Source organism: Yeosuana aromativorans (assembly GCF_014646655.1).
In the GTDB taxonomy this organism is placed as follows: Bacteria; Bacteroidota; Bacteroidia; order Flavobacteriales; family Flavobacteriaceae; genus Yeosuana; species Yeosuana aromativorans.
On the sequence record NZ_BMNR01000003.1, the window covers coordinates 318,122 to 334,599 of the forward strand.

The 16,478-nt window shown below is 37.4% G+C and carries 14 protein-coding genes; 7 read left to right on the forward strand and 7 right to left on the reverse strand.

From position 1 onward, the window contains the following. Window positions 1–40: 40 nt before the first annotated feature. From IEW94_RS08340 to IEW94_RS08350, 3 genes are all read left to right on the forward strand, one after another. Window positions 41–1,405, forward strand: a complete 1,365-nt coding sequence (locus tag IEW94_RS08340) for a saccharopine dehydrogenase family protein (protein WP_188651911.1) — start codon at window positions 41–43, stop codon at window positions 1,403–1,405. 188 nt (window positions 1,406–1,593) lie between these two features. Further along, complete coding sequence (locus IEW94_RS08345; protein WP_188651913.1) at window positions 1,594–2,064, forward strand: Lrp/AsnC ligand binding domain-containing protein; 471 nt, start codon at window positions 1,594–1,596, stop codon at window positions 2,062–2,064. A gap of 44 nt (window positions 2,065–2,108) precedes the next feature. Continuing rightward, window positions 2,109–2,639, forward strand: coding sequence for a DUF3575 domain-containing protein (locus IEW94_RS08350; RefSeq protein ID WP_188651915.1), 531 nt, complete (start codon window positions 2,109–2,111; stop codon window positions 2,637–2,639). Window positions 2,640–2,722: 83 nt separating this feature from the next. Here the strand turns inward: IEW94_RS08350 and IEW94_RS08355 are convergent, their stop codons facing one another. Further along, the gene (locus IEW94_RS08355; protein ID WP_188651917.1) at window positions 2,723–4,264 is read right to left on the reverse strand and encodes a glycine--tRNA ligase; all 1,542 of its coding nucleotides are present in this window, start codon (window positions 4,262–4,264) and stop codon (window positions 2,723–2,725) included. Between the two features lie 107 nt (window positions 4,265–4,371). Here IEW94_RS08355 and IEW94_RS08360 point away from each other — a divergent pair, with 107 nt between their 5' ends. Together IEW94_RS08360 and IEW94_RS08365 are read left to right on the forward strand one after the other, a co-directional pair. Continuing rightward, on the forward strand, window positions 4,372–5,052 hold the full coding sequence (locus IEW94_RS08360) for a ComF family protein (RefSeq protein ID WP_188651919.1): 681 nt from the start codon (window positions 4,372–4,374) through the stop codon (window positions 5,050–5,052). Between the two features lie 54 nt (window positions 5,053–5,106). Next, window positions 5,107–6,714: an Ig-like domain-containing domain gene (locus tag IEW94_RS08365; protein WP_188651921.1), complete on the forward strand. Its 1,608-nt coding sequence runs from the start codon at window positions 5,107–5,109 to the stop codon at window positions 6,712–6,714. On the opposite strand, the gene IEW94_RS08370 is transcribed toward IEW94_RS08365, so the two are convergent. The 5 genes from IEW94_RS08370 to IEW94_RS08390 form a co-directional block, all read right to left on the reverse strand. Continuing rightward, complete coding sequence (locus tag IEW94_RS08370; protein ID WP_188651923.1) at window positions 6,701–7,477, reverse strand: amidohydrolase; 777 nt, start codon at window positions 7,475–7,477, stop codon at window positions 6,701–6,703. The genes IEW94_RS08365 and IEW94_RS08370 overlap by 14 nt on opposite strands. Window positions 7,478–7,479: 2 nt before the next feature. Next, window positions 7,480–8,622 carry a methionine aminotransferase gene (locus tag IEW94_RS08375; protein WP_188651924.1) on the reverse strand — a complete coding sequence of 381 codons (1,143 nt, stop codon included), beginning with the start codon at window positions 8,620–8,622 and terminating at the stop codon, window positions 7,480–7,482. A 179-nt stretch (window positions 8,623–8,801) separates the two neighbouring features. Next, on the reverse strand, window positions 8,802–9,515 hold the full coding sequence (locus tag IEW94_RS08380; protein ID WP_188651926.1) for a Bax inhibitor-1/YccA family protein: 714 nt from the start codon (window positions 9,513–9,515) through the stop codon (window positions 8,802–8,804). A gap of 100 nt (window positions 9,516–9,615) precedes the next feature. Then, complete coding sequence (locus IEW94_RS08385; RefSeq protein WP_188651928.1) at window positions 9,616–10,311, reverse strand: zinc metallopeptidase; 696 nt, start codon at window positions 10,309–10,311, stop codon at window positions 9,616–9,618. 250 nt (window positions 10,312–10,561) lie between these two features. Beyond that, window positions 10,562–13,579, reverse strand: coding sequence for a leucine--tRNA ligase (locus IEW94_RS08390; protein WP_188651930.1), 3,018 nt, complete (start codon window positions 13,577–13,579; stop codon window positions 10,562–10,564). Between the two features lie 229 nt (window positions 13,580–13,808). Here IEW94_RS08390 and IEW94_RS08395 point away from each other — a divergent pair, with 229 nt between their 5' ends. Beyond that, entirely contained in the window at window positions 13,809–14,585 is a 777-nt protein-coding gene (locus IEW94_RS08395; protein ID WP_188651932.1) for a patatin-like phospholipase family protein, read from the forward strand. A gap of 50 nt (window positions 14,586–14,635) precedes the next feature. After that, entirely contained in the window at window positions 14,636–15,553 is a 918-nt protein-coding gene (locus IEW94_RS08400; RefSeq protein ID WP_188651934.1) for a DMT family transporter, read from the forward strand. Here the strand turns inward: IEW94_RS08400 and IEW94_RS08405 are convergent. Further along, complete coding sequence (locus IEW94_RS08405) at window positions 15,550–16,470, reverse strand: ketopantoate reductase family protein (RefSeq protein ID WP_188651936.1); 921 nt, start codon at window positions 16,468–16,470, stop codon at window positions 15,550–15,552. The genes IEW94_RS08400 and IEW94_RS08405 overlap by 4 nt on opposite strands. Between the last annotated feature and the right edge of the window lie 8 nt (window positions 16,471–16,478).

Genomic DNA, 16,478 nt, shown 5'->3' on the forward strand with positions numbered 1-16,478 from the left:
CATACATTAGTCTCAACAAAATTACTCAACAAAATTCATTATGCGAAAGATTTTAGTTATTGGTTCTGGAAAATCTACTTCTTATTTATTAAAGTACCTATTGGATAAATCAGAAACTGAAGACTTACATATATCTGTGGGTGATATTAATATAGACCACGCCACACAGCTTATCAAAAACCATCAACGTGCCAAAGCCTTTATACTCGATATTTTTGATACAAATACCAGAAGCGAAGCCATTAAACATGCAGATATTGTTATTTCCATGCTACCGGCTCGTTTACACATTGAAGTTGCCAAAGATTGCCTGTTGTACGGAAAAAATATGGTAACCGCCTCGTATGTGAGTCCAGAAATGGAAGCTTTAAATCAACAAACCATCGAAAAAGGTCTCGTTTTCATGAACGAAATTGGCGTGGATCCCGGTATTGATCATATGAGTGCCATGCAAGTAATTGATAAGATTAGGGCAAAAGGTGGCACCATGATTTTATTTGAATCGTTTACTGGTGGATTGGTAGCACCTGAAAGCGACAATAACCTCTGGAACTATAAATTCACCTGGAACCCAAGAAACGTCGTAGTTGCCGGCCAGGGTGGAGCCGCCAAGTTTTTACAGGAAGGCACCTATAAATACATTCCTTACCACAGACTATTCAGACGGACTGAATTTTTAGACGTAGATGGGTTTGGCCGTTTTGAAGCGTATGCCAATCGGGATTCCTTAAAATACCAAAGTGTGTATGGTTTGGACAAAATCAAAACCCTGTACCGCGGCACCATGCGCCGTGTTGGCTTTAGTCGTGCCTGGAATATGTTTGTCATGTTGGGCATGACCGATGACAGTTATACCATAGATGATAGTGAACACATGAGCTACAGGGATTTTGTCAATGCGTTTTTACCATATAGCCCATCAGACTCTGTGGAGTTAAAATTTAGGCATGCATTAAAAATTGATCAAGACGATATTGTATGGGACAAGCTATTGGAGTTAGATATTTTCAGCGCCAAAAAAATGGTAGACCTAAAAAAAGCAACACCCGCTCAAATCCTTCAAAAAATACTGATGGATAGTTGGACACTGGGCAAAGACGATAAAGATATGATTGTTATGTACCACAAGTTTGGCTACGAAATTGATGGCAAAACACATCAAATAGATTCAACTATGGTCACACTTGGCGAGGACCAAACCTATACAGCCATTGCAAAAACCGTAGGTTTACCCGTTGCTATAGCCACTCTCGCCATTTTAAATGGCAAGATTACAACACCTGGTGTTCAAATTCCCATTACCAAAGAAGTTTATGAGCCTATTTTAAAGGAACTGTCCGATTTTGGAATTTCATTTAAAGAAAAAAACGTGCCTTATCTGGGCTATAACCCATTGAATATCTAGGTAACATTACATTTTTATGTCATTGCGAAGAAAATCAGAGATTTTCTTCGCAATCTTTTCAATTGAAAGAGATTACTTCGTCGTGCCTCCTCGTAATAACGCCGTATATTTTAATTCTAAGACAGTGATTTATTTCAAATTAAAATCATTTCAGTACTTTTATGTGTTTATTTAAAATAATTTAAAGGATGAAGGTTACAAACCAGAATATTCAAATAGATGGTATTGATAAAAAAATACTACGAGCACTCATGGAAGATGCCAGAACGCCAATTCTCGAAATTGCAAGAAATGTTGGCATTTCTGGTGCCGCCATCCATCAACGTCTTAGAAAACTTGAAAAATCAGGTTTGATTGTGGGCTCAAAATTTGTCATCAACCCCAAAGTGTTGGGCTATACCACCATGGCTTTTATTGGTATTTATCTGGATAAGGCAATGAGCAACCCCGAGGCCGTCAAGCAACTTAAAAAAATACCTGAAGTTTTGGAATGCCACTACACCACTGGTAACTGGAGCGTGTTTATCAAGATACTTTGTAAAGACAATGAACACTTAATGCACGTGCTTAACAAAGAAATACAGTCTATATCAGGCGTTTCACGTACCGAAACGTTTATTTCGTTGGACCAACAAATTGACAGGCAAATCAGTATTTGATTCAAATAACAATTCAACTCGTTCATCAAACCAGAACTACATTTATGAAAAAAACAGCTTTACTCTTTCTCTCAGCACTATTAATCTCATCATTGTCTTTCTCCCAAGAGGCTGTCACTAAAAATTCACACTCTGAAAACTTTAACGAATTAAAATTAAACGGATTGTTTTTGATTTTGGGAGCATTTGAAGTAACTTATGAACGAGTATTAAATGAAGAATCTGGTTTGGGTATTTCAGTTTTTCTCCCTTTTGATAACCAGGTGAGTAATGATATAGAATATTATATTTCGCCTTATTACCGTTTTTATTTTGGTGAAAAATATGCTGCTGGTTTTTTTGTTGAGGGTTTTGGCATGTTGAATTCAACTAACAGAAATATAAATATTTTTGGAAACGAAGATGACTTTAGAACAGACTTTGCACTGGGCATTGGTTTAGGTGGTAAATGGATTACTAAGAGTGGTTTTATTGGCGAATTAGGTTTTGGTATTGGCAGAAACCTTTTTAATAATAATAACACCGATTATGAAATTATTGGAAAAGGCGGTATTACATTAGGCTATAGATTTTAATAATATTTTTATGAATTAAAAACAAAGCCCAAGCAATTGCTTAGGCTTTGTTTTATTAAGATTCCTGACTTGGCAGGAATTAGTTACATCTTCATCAACCAAGAGCGCATATCTACCTCTTGATTAATAATCTTTCTTAGGTCTTCAATTTTAACACGTTCTTGTTCCATGGTATCTCTATGACGAATGGTAACCGTACGGTCTTCCAAGGTGTCATGGTCTACCGTAATACAAAACGGTGTTCCGTTGGCATCTTGGCGTCTGTAACGTCTTCCCACAGCATCTTTTTCATCATACACCACATTAAAATCCCATTTTAAATCCTCTACTATTTCACGTGCAATTTCAGGCAAACCATCTTTTTTAACCAACGGTAAAATGGCCGCTTTTACAGGTGCCAAAACACTTGGCAAAGCCAATACCGTTCTAAGGCTGCCATCTTCTAAGGTTTCGTCTTTTAACGAATTTGAAAATACGGCCAAAAACATACGGTCTAAACCTATTGAGGTTTCCAACACGTAAGGCACATAACTTTTATTTTCCTCGGGGTCAAAGTATTGCAATTTTTTGCCTGAATATTTTTCGTGTTGGCTTAAATCAAAATCGGTACGGGAATGAATACCTTCCAGCTCTTTAAAACCAAACGGAAATTTAAATTCAATATCTGCTGCTGCATCAGCATAATGCGCTAATTTCTCATGGTCGTGGAAACGATAATTATCAGCTCCCATTCCTAAAGATAAGTGCCATTTCAATCGGGTTTCTTTCCAATAGTCATACCATTCCTTTTGGGTTCCTGGCTTGATGAAAAACTGCATTTCCATTTGTTCAAACTCACGCATTCTAAAAATAAATTGTCGAGCAACAATTTCATTTCTAAACGCTTTTCCTGTTTGCGCAATACCAAACGGAATTTTCAAACGACTTGTTTTCTGTACGTTTAAAAAGTTGACAAAAATCCCTTGGGCCGTTTCTGGTCGCAAATATAAATCCATGGCATTGTCAGCTGAAGCGCCCAATTTGGTACCAAACATCAAATTGAACTGCTTCACATCGGTCCAGTTTCTGGAACCTGTAAGCGGATCGGCAATTTCCAACTCTTCAATTAAGGCTTTCACATCGGCTAAATCCTCATTTTCCAATGATTTTGCCATACGGGAAAGCGTGGTGTCTATTTTTTCTTGGTATCCAAGCACACGTGGATTGGTTGCCAAAAATTGTTCTTTATCAAAAGCCTCACCAAAACGTTTGGCCGCTTTCTCCACTTCTTTGTCAATCTTGGCTTCAATTTTAGCGCAATACTCTTCAATTAATACATCTGCTCTGTATCGCTTTTTTGAATCTTTGTTATCAATCAACGGGTCATTAAACGCATCTACGTGCCCCGATGCTTTCCAAGTGGTTGGGTGCATGAAAATAGCGGCATCAATACCAACTATGTTTTCATTCATCTGAACCATGGCCTTCCACCAATAATCACGGATGTTTTTCTTTAGTTCTGCACCATTTTGTGCATAGTCGTAGACAGCGCTTAAACCGTCATATATTTCACTGCTTTGAAATACATACCCGTACTCCTTTGCGTGTGAGATTACCTTCTTAAATTGATCGTCTTGATTTGCCATGCTGCAAAAATAAAAAAGCGATTCAAACTAATAGCTTGTTTACAGAAAATTATGTATAGGATTGGTTTATTTTTTCTTTAAGTTTACATGACTACATCTTTTTACTAATGCTAAACGATATCATCAACGTATTTTTTCCAAAAGTATGCTACACGTGTCAGGCTCTTTTGAATGACAATGAACTGTATATTTGCACCCATTGTAGAAATAATTTACCCGTCACCAACTTTCATTTTAACAATGATGATTCTGTTTTAAAAATATTTTACGGCCGCGTTAAGGTAGAACATGCCACGGCGTTATTGCGCTTTGAAAAAAAAGGCATGGTACAGCAACTCATTCACGGATTAAAATATAAAAAACAAGAAGCTATTGGTGTGTTTTTAGGAGATTGGCTAGGGGGCGAATTAAAAACCGTAAAAGCGTATCAAGATATTGATGTGGTCATCCCCGTGCCGCTTCATAAAAAGAAGCTTAAAAAAAGAGGTTACAACCAAGTAGCCAAATTTGCCCAGCGCTTAGCAGAGGCTTTACAGGCTGAATATAAAGACGATGTACTGATAAAAGTCACCAACACAGAATCACAGGTTTTAAAAAAGCGTTTGGCCCGATGGAATCAAAATGATGAATTGTTTACCCTGAAAAACAAAAAAGCCATTGCCAACAAGCACATCCTTTTGGTAGACGATTTGATTACCACGGGCGCCACCATGGAAGCCTGTGCTACCGTTTTAAACCAGGCAAACAACATAAAAATAAGTGTGGCTTCTATGGCAATTGCACAATGAGTTTGTCGTTATATCTGTAAAATTATGTAGGTTTGCTTAAATTTTGTTTTGGTAATGCGTAAAACGGTTTCAAATTTTATTTTTATAGTGTGTGTTGGTCTTATTTTTATTAACTGTGCCAATCGTGGAACACCACAGGGCGGCCCTAAAGATGAAACCCCTCCAAAAATCATAAAGGCAGAACCAGAAAATTTTTCAACCAATTTTAAAGGTAAGGAAATTAAGATTCTTTTTGATGAATTTATAAAAATCAAAGACATTCAAAAGCAACTTATTATTTCCCCACCCATGAAAACACTCCCAGAAATAACACCTCTGGGCGGTGCCAGCAAATACATTACCATTAAAATTTATGATACGCTTCAACCCAACACAACCTATGCATTTAATTTTGGAAACAGCATATCAGACAATAATGAAGGCAATCCGTTTCCGTATTACCGCTATGTATTTTCAACGGGTGATTATATCGATTCACTAACCGTAAAAGGACAAATTTTTGATGCCTTAAACCGGAAACCAGACAACTTTGTATCGGTTGGATTGTATGAGGTAGATTCAACTTTTTCTGATTCCATCATTTATAAAAGTCCGCCAAAGTACATCACCAACACCTTGGATAGCACCACAACGTTTTCCATAGAAAACATAAAAGCCGGCACCTATATGCTCTATGCTTTAAAGGACAATAATCAAGACAACACATTTCAACAAAAAACCGATAAAATAGGGTTTTATAATCATTTTATAACCGTTCCAACAGATTCAACTTATAACATTCGGTTATTTTCAGAAAACTTGGATTTTAAATCGTTCAGACCACAAAATATAGCGGGTCAAAAAATAGTGTTTGGTTATGAAGGCGATTATGAGAACATGCAAATTAAATTGCTTTCTGAAGCGCCAGACACCTTAAAACACCGTGTAACAAAAGACGAAAAAACAGATTCACTATACTATTGGTATGCGCCAAAACTTGAAGTAGACTCATTGGTTTTTAAAGTGTCCAACACGAATTTTGAAAAAGAATATACTGTTCAAATCGGTAATAAAAAACGGGATTCCTTAACCATTAAATCCAATCCAACAGGGAACATTGGAATCAATGAGGATTTTAAAATCACGGGTAGCATCCCCTTTACAGCTTTTGACGCTTCAAAAATGAGCATCATGGACAAGGATTCCACCATGGTAGATTACACCACCTCATTTGACACCATTACCAATAATTATGTGTTTGATTTTAAAAAAACAGATGAAAACGTGTACCGCATCCAGGTTTTACCAGAAGCCTTTACCGATATCTTCAATGAAACAAACGATACGCTTAATTTTAATGTGAAAACCAAAAAGGCATCTGATTTTGGTTATGCCCGTTTTTCTTTGGTGAATGCACGATATCCTATTATTCTTCAATTAACTGACGAAAAAGGAAATGTGAAATATGAGCAGTATTCAACAAACCCTGAAGTGTTGGATTTTTTAAACTTAACCCCTGGAAAATATTTTATCAGAGCTATTTTTGATGCCAATGGCAACAAAAAGTTTGACACTGGAAATTACCTGAAAAAAATTCAACCAGAAAAGGTCAGCTATTTTAAGGAAATAGAAATCCGTGCTGATTGGGGGCAAACCGAAACATTAGAGTTTAAACAAGAGTAAAAGAATCCTTGTCACTTAAAAACTTAAGTTTGTTTCTATAAAAATTGATATGGTTTCGTTCTAAAGTTGCTATTTCAATTTGCTCTCTATTAGGCTTAAAAGCTGTTATTTCATTTCCCAAAACATCATAGGCAGCCGAGTGGCCACAATATTCATTTTGCTCATCGTCCAATCCCACACGATTCACCCCAACACAATAGCACATATTTTCAATAGCACGTGCTTTCAATAAGGTATCCCAAGCAAAAACCCTTGGTTTAGGCCAATTGGCAACAAAGAGCAATACATCGTAATTTTCGGTATTTCTGGCCCAAACCGGAAAACGTAAATCATAGCATACCATAGGACAGAGTTTCCATCCTTTATAATCAACAATCAGTTTTTTATTCCCGATAGAATATATTTTATCTTCCCCTGCCAAGGTAAAGGTATGCCGCTTATCATAAATTTGAATGTCTCCTGAAGGTTCCACAAACAGCAACCGGTTATAAAACTTACCATCTTCCGTAATAACCATGCTGCCGGTAATAGCCGCATTGGTTTTTAGCGCCTGCTTTTTCATCCAGGCAACCGTTTTGCCGTCCATGGTTTCTGCAACGGTTTTGGCATTCATTGTAAACCCGGTGGAAAACATCTCTGGAAGCACAATCAAATCAACATTGGAGATACTCTCCATTTTTTCTTTAAGGTGTTTTCTGTTTTTTTTGGGATTTTCCCAAACCAAATCAGATTGGATAAGCGCAATTTTAAGTTGATCTTGCATGATTATAGGGTATTTAATATATCTGCTGCTTGTTGTAAGGTGCTGTTGCTTTTGGCAAAGCAAAAACGCAATACATGGTTATCTAAATTATTGGTGTTGAATACTGATAGTGGTATGGAAGCCAGTCCTGATTCAATTGTTAATCGTTTGGCGAACTCCACATCATTTTCTTGGGTGATTTCTGAATAATCCAACACCTGAAAATACGTGCCTTTTGATGGTTCAAATTTAAATCTAGAAGACGCTATGCGTTCTAAAAAATAGTCTCTTTTATCTTGATAAAATTGAGATAATTCTAAATAATGACTGGGTTCTTTAAGATATGCTGCCAATCCTTTTTGAACAGGGTGATTCACACAAAACACATTAAATTGATGCACTTTTCTAAACTCTGCCATCAGCTCTCTAGGTGCACAGCAATAGCCCACTTTCCAACCGGTGTTATGAAAGGTTTTGCCAAAAGAAGCCACCACAAAACTCCGTGATTTTAAATCGGGGAACAAGCATGCACTTTGGTGTTGCTCGCCATCAAAGATGATATGTTCATACACCTCATCACTTAACACGATAATGTCAGTGTCCTTGGTCAGTTCTTGCAATTGCAGCATATCGTTTTTAGAGAACACACTTCCGCTGGGGTTTTGGGGTGTATTGACAATAATCATTTTGGTCCGTGGATTGATATGCTGTTTGACCGTTTGCCAATTGACTGTATAATGTGGTGACTGAAGTTGAATCCCAATGGTTTTTCCACCATTCAATTCAATAAAAGGCTCGTAACAATCATAAGCGGGCCTAAAAATAATAACCTCATCATTACGCCTTACAAAAGCCGAAATAATACACGAAATAGCCTGGGTGGCACCTGCCGTAATGGTGATTTCTGTTTCAGGATGATAGGTGGATTGATAGAGCAAATCAAATTTGTTGGCTATCGCTTCACGCAATTCTAAAATCCCAGCCATGGGAGCATATTGGTTATAACCAGATTGCATGGCTTTAGCGACCAAATCAATCAGTTTGGGATCACTTTCAAAATCGGGAAATCCTTGGGATAAATTGATAGCATTGTGCTTTGCTGCCAAGGCACTCATAACCGTAAAAATAGTTGTTCCTAAATTGGGAAGTTTAGATTGGTATTGCATATATGTAAAGATACTGACTTATTAAAACAAAAGCGAGAGAACCCATGATAAATAATCAACCCGTTGCACACAAAATGAGTCGAGACTTTTAAATACAAACCAAGATTAAAAGAAACAAAAGAGGCTCTTTGATTTCTCAAACAGCCTCTTGTAATTTATGCTTATAAAATTTGTATAGTTTACTTTCTTGACATAAAAATTCTGAGAATGTACCAAAACAATAGCATGAGTGATGCAAACAAGCCCAACGCTGCGGCTACATATTGTTCTTGCGAATATTTGTTTACCAAATTGGATGTTTGATATAAAATAGAACCTCCTGCCAACAAGCACATGCCTACCGAAAACCAAAGCCCCAAGTTAAATCCAAAAATAGTTCCTGCTAAAATTAATCCTAAAGCAATAAAAAAGCCTACTGTTAATCCTGCCTTTAAAAAGGAAAAGTCTTTTTTAGTAACCAATACAATCGCCGATAACCCTGTAAACAGTGATAATGTTACAATGGCTGCTTGGTTTAGTAATTCGTAACTTTGGGTATAGGCAATGGCAATATAAATAAGCGGCACAAAAATGATAGCTTCAGCCAAAATATACAATCCATAAGCCAAATACTGTTTGTTTCTATCGGTTGAATTTATGGCCATGCGCTCAGAATAGCTTGTCACCAACATAAAACCTCCCAATACCAAAAGCCATGAGTAACCTGACAACATAGATAACATAAACCTTACAATTGTTTCGCTTTGAAGCAATAGGTATTCAAAAAATATAAAAACCAAGACACCTGCTGCTACATGTGAATAGGTCTTTTTGTAAAAAGCAACTTTATCTACTTCAGATAAGTGGCCCACCATAACTTGGTTTTCCAATTGGTTATCAATCTGATTTTCCATATAAAAGATTTAATTTTTTAACCTAATAAAGATAAAAAAAGAAACCGAATTCTTACATAATATTGCAAAAACTCGGTTTAATTTATTTGAATCTGTCGTATTAGCTTCTGTTTCCCAACACCTGAAAAGCCCAATAAACCAATGATGCCAAAGCACCAATAGCAGCTACCAAATAGGTTCTGGCCGCCCATTTAAGTGCATCCTCAGAGCCTGCGTATTCTTCGGGTGATAGCATGTGCCTATTTTTTAACCAAGCCAAGGCACGGTTACTGGCATCATACTCAACAGGCAATGTGATAAAGCTGAACAAGGTTGCAAAACCCATCATCAACAAACCTGCAATGGCTACATAAAATCCTAAACCAACACCGGCTGCTGCTCCTAAAATCAAACCACCAATGATGATCCATTGCGCCATTCCAGAGGTCACACTCACAATTGGCACCAGTGCCGAACGCATGGTCAACCATTCATAGGCTTTGGCATGTTGCACCGCATGGCCACATTCATGGGCCGCAACCGCTGCTGATGCCGCATTGCGCTGGTTGTAAACGGCTTCACTTAAATTGACCGTTTTATTTTTTGGGTTGTAATGGTCGGTTAACTGCCCCGGTGTTGAAATAACCTCAACATCAGTGATGCCATGATCTGCCAGCATTTTTTCGGCGATTTCCTTTCCGCTCATACCATTTCTTAAATGAACTTTGGAATAGGTCTCAAATTTGCGTTTTAAAGTACTGCTCACTAACCAACTGATCAGCGCAATACCTCCTAATAATATATAATATCCAATCATAATTTTAAACTTTAATACCTATATGCTTATCAAAAACAACGCCAATTTTTACAGATGTAATTTTGTCAGTATAACTGTATTCTAGTTCCATAGAAGGTTTTTTGAAATGACTAGATACCATCGCTTTTGTCTTAATGAATACCTCCTTTTTTGTCACTTCGAGTGGTTTTCGAAGAAAATTGTATCGAGAAGTCTGTTTCCAAAAGTTCTCGATACAAAATTCTTTACAAGAATTTCACTCGAACTGACATTAGCCAACAATATTGACAATTTTACCCGGAACCACAATGACTTTTTTAGGTGTTCTGCCTTGCAACTGTTCTTGGGTTTTGTCATGTGCCAATACGGTTTTCTCTATCTCATCTTTTCCCAAATCCAATGGTAATTCTAAGGTAAAACGCGTTTTTCCGTTGAATGAAATAGGATAGTTTTTTGTGCTTTCTACCAAATAGCTTTCATCAAATATTGGGAATGGCGCCGTTGCAATGGATTGGTTATGACCTAGCTGACTCCATAATTCTTCAGCGATATGCGGTGCATACGGCGAAATTAAAACCAACAGTGGTTCTAGAATATCTTTAGACGCGCATTGTTGAGCGGTTAATTCGTTAACGGCAATCATAAAGGTTGATACCGATGTGTTGAAAGAAAAATGCTCAATATCCTCTTCTACTTTTTTAATGGTTTTATGTAGCGTTTTTAAACTGTCTTTACTTGGTTCTGCATTGGTTACTCTCAAGCCATTGTCATCAACATACAATTTCCAGAGTTTTTTAAGGAAACTGTGCACACCTGTAATACCAGCGGTGTTCCAAGGTTTGTATTGCTCTAATGGGCCAAGGAACATTTCATACAAGCGTAAACTGTCCGCACCATATTGTTCACAAATCTGGTCTGGATTGACGACGTTGTATTTGGATTTGGACATTTTTTCGACTTCACGTTTTACTTTAAACGTTCCATCTTCTTCGCAAATAAATTCAGCGTCTTTAAATTCTGGTCGCCAATTCTTAAAAGCTTCAATATCTAATTCATCCGAAGCATTTACAAATGAAACATCTGCATGAATATATTGTTTACCACTGCCAATTGAATAATTCAAATCCTTTACCTCAATTTCTGCATTATCAAGCAGTCTTTTTATTTTAGCATCAATACTTTTCCATAATTTTTCTATCTCATAAATGTTTTTATCAAAATATCCATTTGAAACAAAGTATCCTTTTAAACAATTTTGAATTTTACCTTCTAACTCTTCTACTTTTTCAATTACTAAATTATCATAGTCTTGATATTGAATAGTAAAGCCTAGTTCCAGCCTAACAACAAAAGCACTCGTCCCCAAAATCATCCCTTGGTTAATCAATTTTTTGGCAAACTCATCATACGGCACCAAACCTTTGTCAAACATAAACTTTTGCCAAAAACGAGAGTACAACAAATGTCCGGTTGCATGCTCGCTTCCGCCAATATATAAATCCACTTGCTGCCAATAATTAATGGCGTCTTGTGAGAAAATCTCATTATCATTGTGCGGATCCATATACCGGTTAAAGTACTGCGAACTGCCTGCCCAACCTGGCATGGTATTCAACTCCAACGGAAAGACCGTTTTATGGTCTATCTTGTCATTATCTACCACCGTATTGGTTTCGGTACACCACGCCCACTTTGTAGCGTTGCCCAATGGTGGTTCACCGGTTTCGGTGGGTAAGTATTTTACAACTTCTGGTAAGGTAATTGGCAAATGCTTTTCATCAATCATTTGTGGCATGCCATTGACATAATACACTGGGAATGGCTCACCCCAATATCGCTGACGGCTAAACACGGCGTCGCGCAAACGGTAATTGGTCTTGCCTTGACCTTGACCGATTTTCTCCAGCTCTTCAATGATTTTTTTAGTGGCTTCTTTATAACTCAAGCCGTTTAGGAAATCACTGTTGGCAATGATGGTTTTCTCTTTATCGGCAAAGGCTTCCTCAGAAATATCAACACCTTCAAAAATATTGGGAATGGGGATGTTGAAATGCTTGGCAAAATCATAATCCCGTTGGTCGCCACAAGGCACAGACATCACGGCACCGGTTCCGTAGCCGGCCAACACATAATCACCAATCCAAACGGGAATGGGTTCTTTGGTAAACGGATGCTCCACATAGGCGCCCGTAAACGCTCCCGTAATGGTTTTTACATCGGCCATTCTGTCGCGCTCACTGCGTTTGGCAGTGGCTTCAACATAGGCTTCAACTTCAGCTTTTTGTTCTGGTGTGGTTATTTTTGATACCAATTCGTGTTCTGGTGCCAAGGTCATAAAACTAACACCGAAAATGGTGTCTGGACGAGTAGTAAACACTTCTATAACATGAGATTGCTTCGCTTCGCTTGCAATGACGTTGAACGAGACTGAGGCTCCAACCGATTTTCCAATCCAGTTGCGTTGGCTTTCCTTTAAAGAATCGGTCCAATCTATTTTGTCCAAACCTTGCAATAAGCGTTCGGCATAGGCCGAAATACGCATGCTCCATTGAGTCATTTTTTTTCTAATGACCGGATGGCCACCTCGTTCGGAGACGCCATTCACGATTTCATCATTGGCCAACACGGTTCCTAAAGCCGGACACCAGTTCACTTCGGTTTCGGCTAAATAGGTCAGTCTGTATTTTAGTAAAATTTCTTGTTGTTTTACCGAATCAAAACCATTCCATGCTTCAGCAGAAAAGACTTCTATATCATCATCACAAACCGCATGCACGTTTGCGTTACCTTCCGAAGCAAATATTTTTATCAGTTCTGAAATATCTTCCGCTTTATCACTGTCATTATTGTACCACGAATTGAACAATTGAATAAAAATCCACTGTGTCCATTTGTAATAACTAGGGTCGCTAGTTCGTACTTCTCTGCTCCAATCAAACGAAAATCCAATCTGGTCCAACTGACGGCGATAGGTCTTGATGTTTTCTTCGGTTGTCAATGCAGGATGTTGTCCTGTTTGAATGGCATATTGTTCCGCAGGCAACCCAAAACTATCATAGCCTTGTGGGTGCAATACATTAAACCCTTTATGACGTTTGTAGCGCGCATAAATATCAGACGCTATATACCCAAGCGGATGCCCAACATGTAATCCCGCACCACTTGGATACGGAAACATGTCCAACACATAAAACTTAGGTTTTTCTGAGTTGTTTTCTGCTTTAAACGTTTGGTTGTCTGCCCAATATTTTTGCCACTTGGCCTCTATCTCGTTGAAATTGTATTTCATCCTATGGTATAAATATTAACGTCATTGCGAACAAAGGAAGGCAATCTGTTCATTTCAAAAGATTACCATACTTCCACTACGCTCAGTACAAGCTAGTTTCACCCCTCGTAATGACGGAATTTAAAAGCGCAAAGTTACGGTTTAAAAAGAAAAAACTAAAAGCAATTTCAATTACTTGGGGGTATTTATTTATAATTGTACCTTTATTTTAAGTTATTATTAATTTCTTATGAATGACGAAATTGGCTTAGTACTATCTGGCGGCGGTGTACGGGCTATTGCGTATGTTGGTTTGATACAAGTTTTATTGGAAAACGGTATTGTTCCAACACAGGTTTCTGGAACCAGTGCAGGTGCTCTGGTTAGTGCGTTATATGCTGCAGGGTATGACACAGATGACATGCTTAAGTTTTTTAAGCATACACCCATTTTAGCCTTTTCGTTGTACGCACGACATAAGCCCGGAATTTTAGACAGTGAGAAATACGAAAAGTTTTTTAAGAAATTTTTTGTTGAAAATTCATTTGAAAAATTAAAATATCCGTTAACCACAACAGCCACAAATTTATTGACCGGTAAATTAGAATATTTTAACAAAGGCGAATTAATAAAACCATTGATTGCTTCATGTGCCTTACCGCCTATATTTTCACCTTTAAAAATCAATGACAACTTTTATTCTGATGGTGGTATTTTAAACAATTTTCCAGTAGAACCTCTTAAAAAGAATCATGTTAAAAAAATTATTGGCGGTTTTGTCAATCCAATAACAGCTGTTCAAGAATCAGATATTAACACGTCCTTAAAATTGATGCATCGGGTGTATCATCTTGGTTTGGAAGCAAATAATGTAAAAAAATTCAATTTATGTAATTATGTTTTTTTACCACAAGAAATTGATAAAATAGGAACGTTTGAATCAAAAGGAATTGATAAGGCTTATGAAATTGGCTATAACCATGCTGAAAAAGAAATTAAGCAGATACTCATTTCGCTTGAAAAATAAAAAATTCAATGTAAAATCTCTACTTTCGCAGATACATTGAAACAACCCATTTGGAAAAAAATAAATTTAAAGCACATCTGGCATTACTTGGCGCCAACCTGATTTACGGCGCTAATTTTATGATTGCAAAAGGAGTGATGCCCGATAAAATTAGCCCTTCTGCTCTTGTGGTTATTAGGCTTATTGGTGCTGGTTTTTTATTCTGGATGATCAAACTTTTCGTTAGGGAAAGCATAGATAAAACTGATTATCTGCGCATTATTCTTTGTGGCCTTTTGGGTGCAGCCGTCAATATGTTATTGTTTTTTCACGGGCTGAGTTTAACCTCCCCTATTGATGCATCTATCATCAGTACATCTATTCCGGTTATGGTATTAATTTTTAGTGCGTTTATCTTAAAGGAGCGGATCACTAATTATAAGTTAATGGGCATAACCATTGGAGGTCTGGGCGCTTTTTTATTGGTTTGGTATGGCAACAAAACAGAAGGAACCAGTTCATTATTGGGCAACCTAATGGTATTTGGAAATACGTGTTTCTATGCGCTTTATCTAGTGTTAATAAAACCGCTAATGATTAAATATAATCCGATTAGCGTTATAAGCTGGGTGTTTTTAGTTGGATTTATTTTTGTGTTGCCGTTTGGAATAGATGACCTTATCCATACTGACTTTGGAGCATTTACCCTGCAAACCTATTTAGGCGTTGGTTTTGTGGTTATTGGCACAACCTTTTTAACCTATCTTTTTAATATTTATGCTTTGCAACACGTCGCCTCATCGGTTGCCGGAAGTTATGTGTATTTGCAACCAGCTGTAAGTTTCATACTCGTGACTGTTGTATCAGTTCTTTACAGTGATACCATCTACAAATCCGATATTAATTTGGTTAAAATAATCAGCTGCTTACTGGTAATTTGTGGTGTATATCTGGTGAGTAAAAAACCCAAACCAAAGCACATTAACTAGCTTCTCGCCTTCATTTCTTGCGGTAACAGACAATGATAGATAAACGCATTGGTTGGTGTATCAACACCTAACAACTTACCTTGTGACACGATATATCCATTGAAATTTTCCAGTTCACTGGGCTTGCCTTCCATGATGTCACGTTGCATAGAGGCCGTTGTGTTGTAATCTAATTTGTCAATTACGTTTATTATCATAGCTAAATCTTGCTGAGTCAATCCAACGCCTTTGGCATTGGCTACAGCAACCATTTCTTGAGCAGTATCCTTTATGATTTTTCTGATTCCTGGGGTTTCACGCATAACTCCAAAAACAGCTCTGGTCAAGGCGCCAATCCCGCTGATGGTTCCAATAAACAAGAACTTTTTCCAGATATCCAGATGAATATCATCAGATAATGTGTTTTTAAAACCGGCTTTATCAAATACACTCTTTAGCTGTTTTATGCGGTCTGATTTACTGTTATCATATTCACCAAAAACAATTTCGGGTTCAAAGGTAAAATGATTAATGACACCCGGCAATTCAACTTTGCTCACAATTTTACACAATCCAGCCAATACGTTTTCCTTTGGCAACACAGTTAATAATTTATCGGCATTATCAGCACCGTTTTGAAGTGGTAACACCATGGTGTTTTTAGTGATAACCGATTTCAATACTTTGGCTACTTCTGTAACCTGCCAAGATTTCACACCAAGAATCACCAAATCCGGATTTTTTATGTCTTGAATAGCATCTGTGACATTAGGATGTACTGTAAAATCCCCTAGAATACTTTTTACTTGTAATCCTTTGTTTTTAATGGCTTCCAAATGTTTTCCACGTGCTATAAACGTCACGTCAAATCCTGCCTGTGCCAATTTGCCACCAAAATAACCGCCAACGCCACCAGCACCTATTACAACAATGTTCATATGTTTTA

Bases quoted from the DNA above. Each gene is read 5' to 3' on its own strand.
- IEW94_RS08385 (WP_188651928.1), bottom strand. From the start codon at position 10,311: ATGATTGGATATTATATATTATTAGGAGGTATTGCGCTGATCAGTTGG.
- IEW94_RS08380 (WP_188651926.1), bottom strand. From the start codon at position 9,515: ATGGAAAATCAGATTGATAACCAATTGGAAAACCAAGTTATGGTGGGC.
- IEW94_RS08395 (WP_188651932.1), top strand. From the start codon at position 13,809: ATGAATGACGAAATTGGCTTAGTACTATCTGGCGGCGGTGTACGGGCT.
- IEW94_RS08350 (WP_188651915.1), top strand. From the start codon at position 2,109: ATGAAAAAAACAGCTTTACTCTTTCTCTCAGCACTATTAATCTCATCA.
- IEW94_RS08345 (WP_188651913.1), top strand. From the start codon at position 1,594: ATGAAGGTTACAAACCAGAATATTCAAATAGATGGTATTGATAAAAAA.
- IEW94_RS08340 (WP_188651911.1), top strand. From the start codon at position 41: ATGCGAAAGATTTTAGTTATTGGTTCTGGAAAATCTACTTCTTATTTA.
- IEW94_RS08370 (WP_188651923.1), bottom strand. From the start codon at position 7,477: ATGCAAGATCAACTTAAAATTGCGCTTATCCAATCTGATTTGGTTTGG.
- IEW94_RS08365 (WP_188651921.1), top strand. From the start codon at position 5,107: ATGCGTAAAACGGTTTCAAATTTTATTTTTATAGTGTGTGTTGGTCTT.
- IEW94_RS08375 (WP_188651924.1), bottom strand. From the start codon at position 8,622: ATGCAATACCAATCTAAACTTCCCAATTTAGGAACAACTATTTTTACG.
- IEW94_RS08360 (WP_188651919.1), top strand. From the start codon at position 4,372: ATGCTAAACGATATCATCAACGTATTTTTTCCAAAAGTATGCTACACG.
- IEW94_RS08390 (WP_188651930.1), bottom strand. From the start codon at position 13,579: ATGAAATACAATTTCAACGAGATAGAGGCCAAGTGGCAAAAATATTGG.
- IEW94_RS08355 (WP_188651917.1), bottom strand. From the start codon at position 4,264: ATGGCAAATCAAGACGATCAATTTAAGAAGGTAATCTCACACGCAAAG.
- IEW94_RS08405 (WP_188651936.1), bottom strand. From the start codon at position 16,470: ATGAACATTGTTGTAATAGGTGCTGGTGGCGTTGGCGGTTATTTTGGT.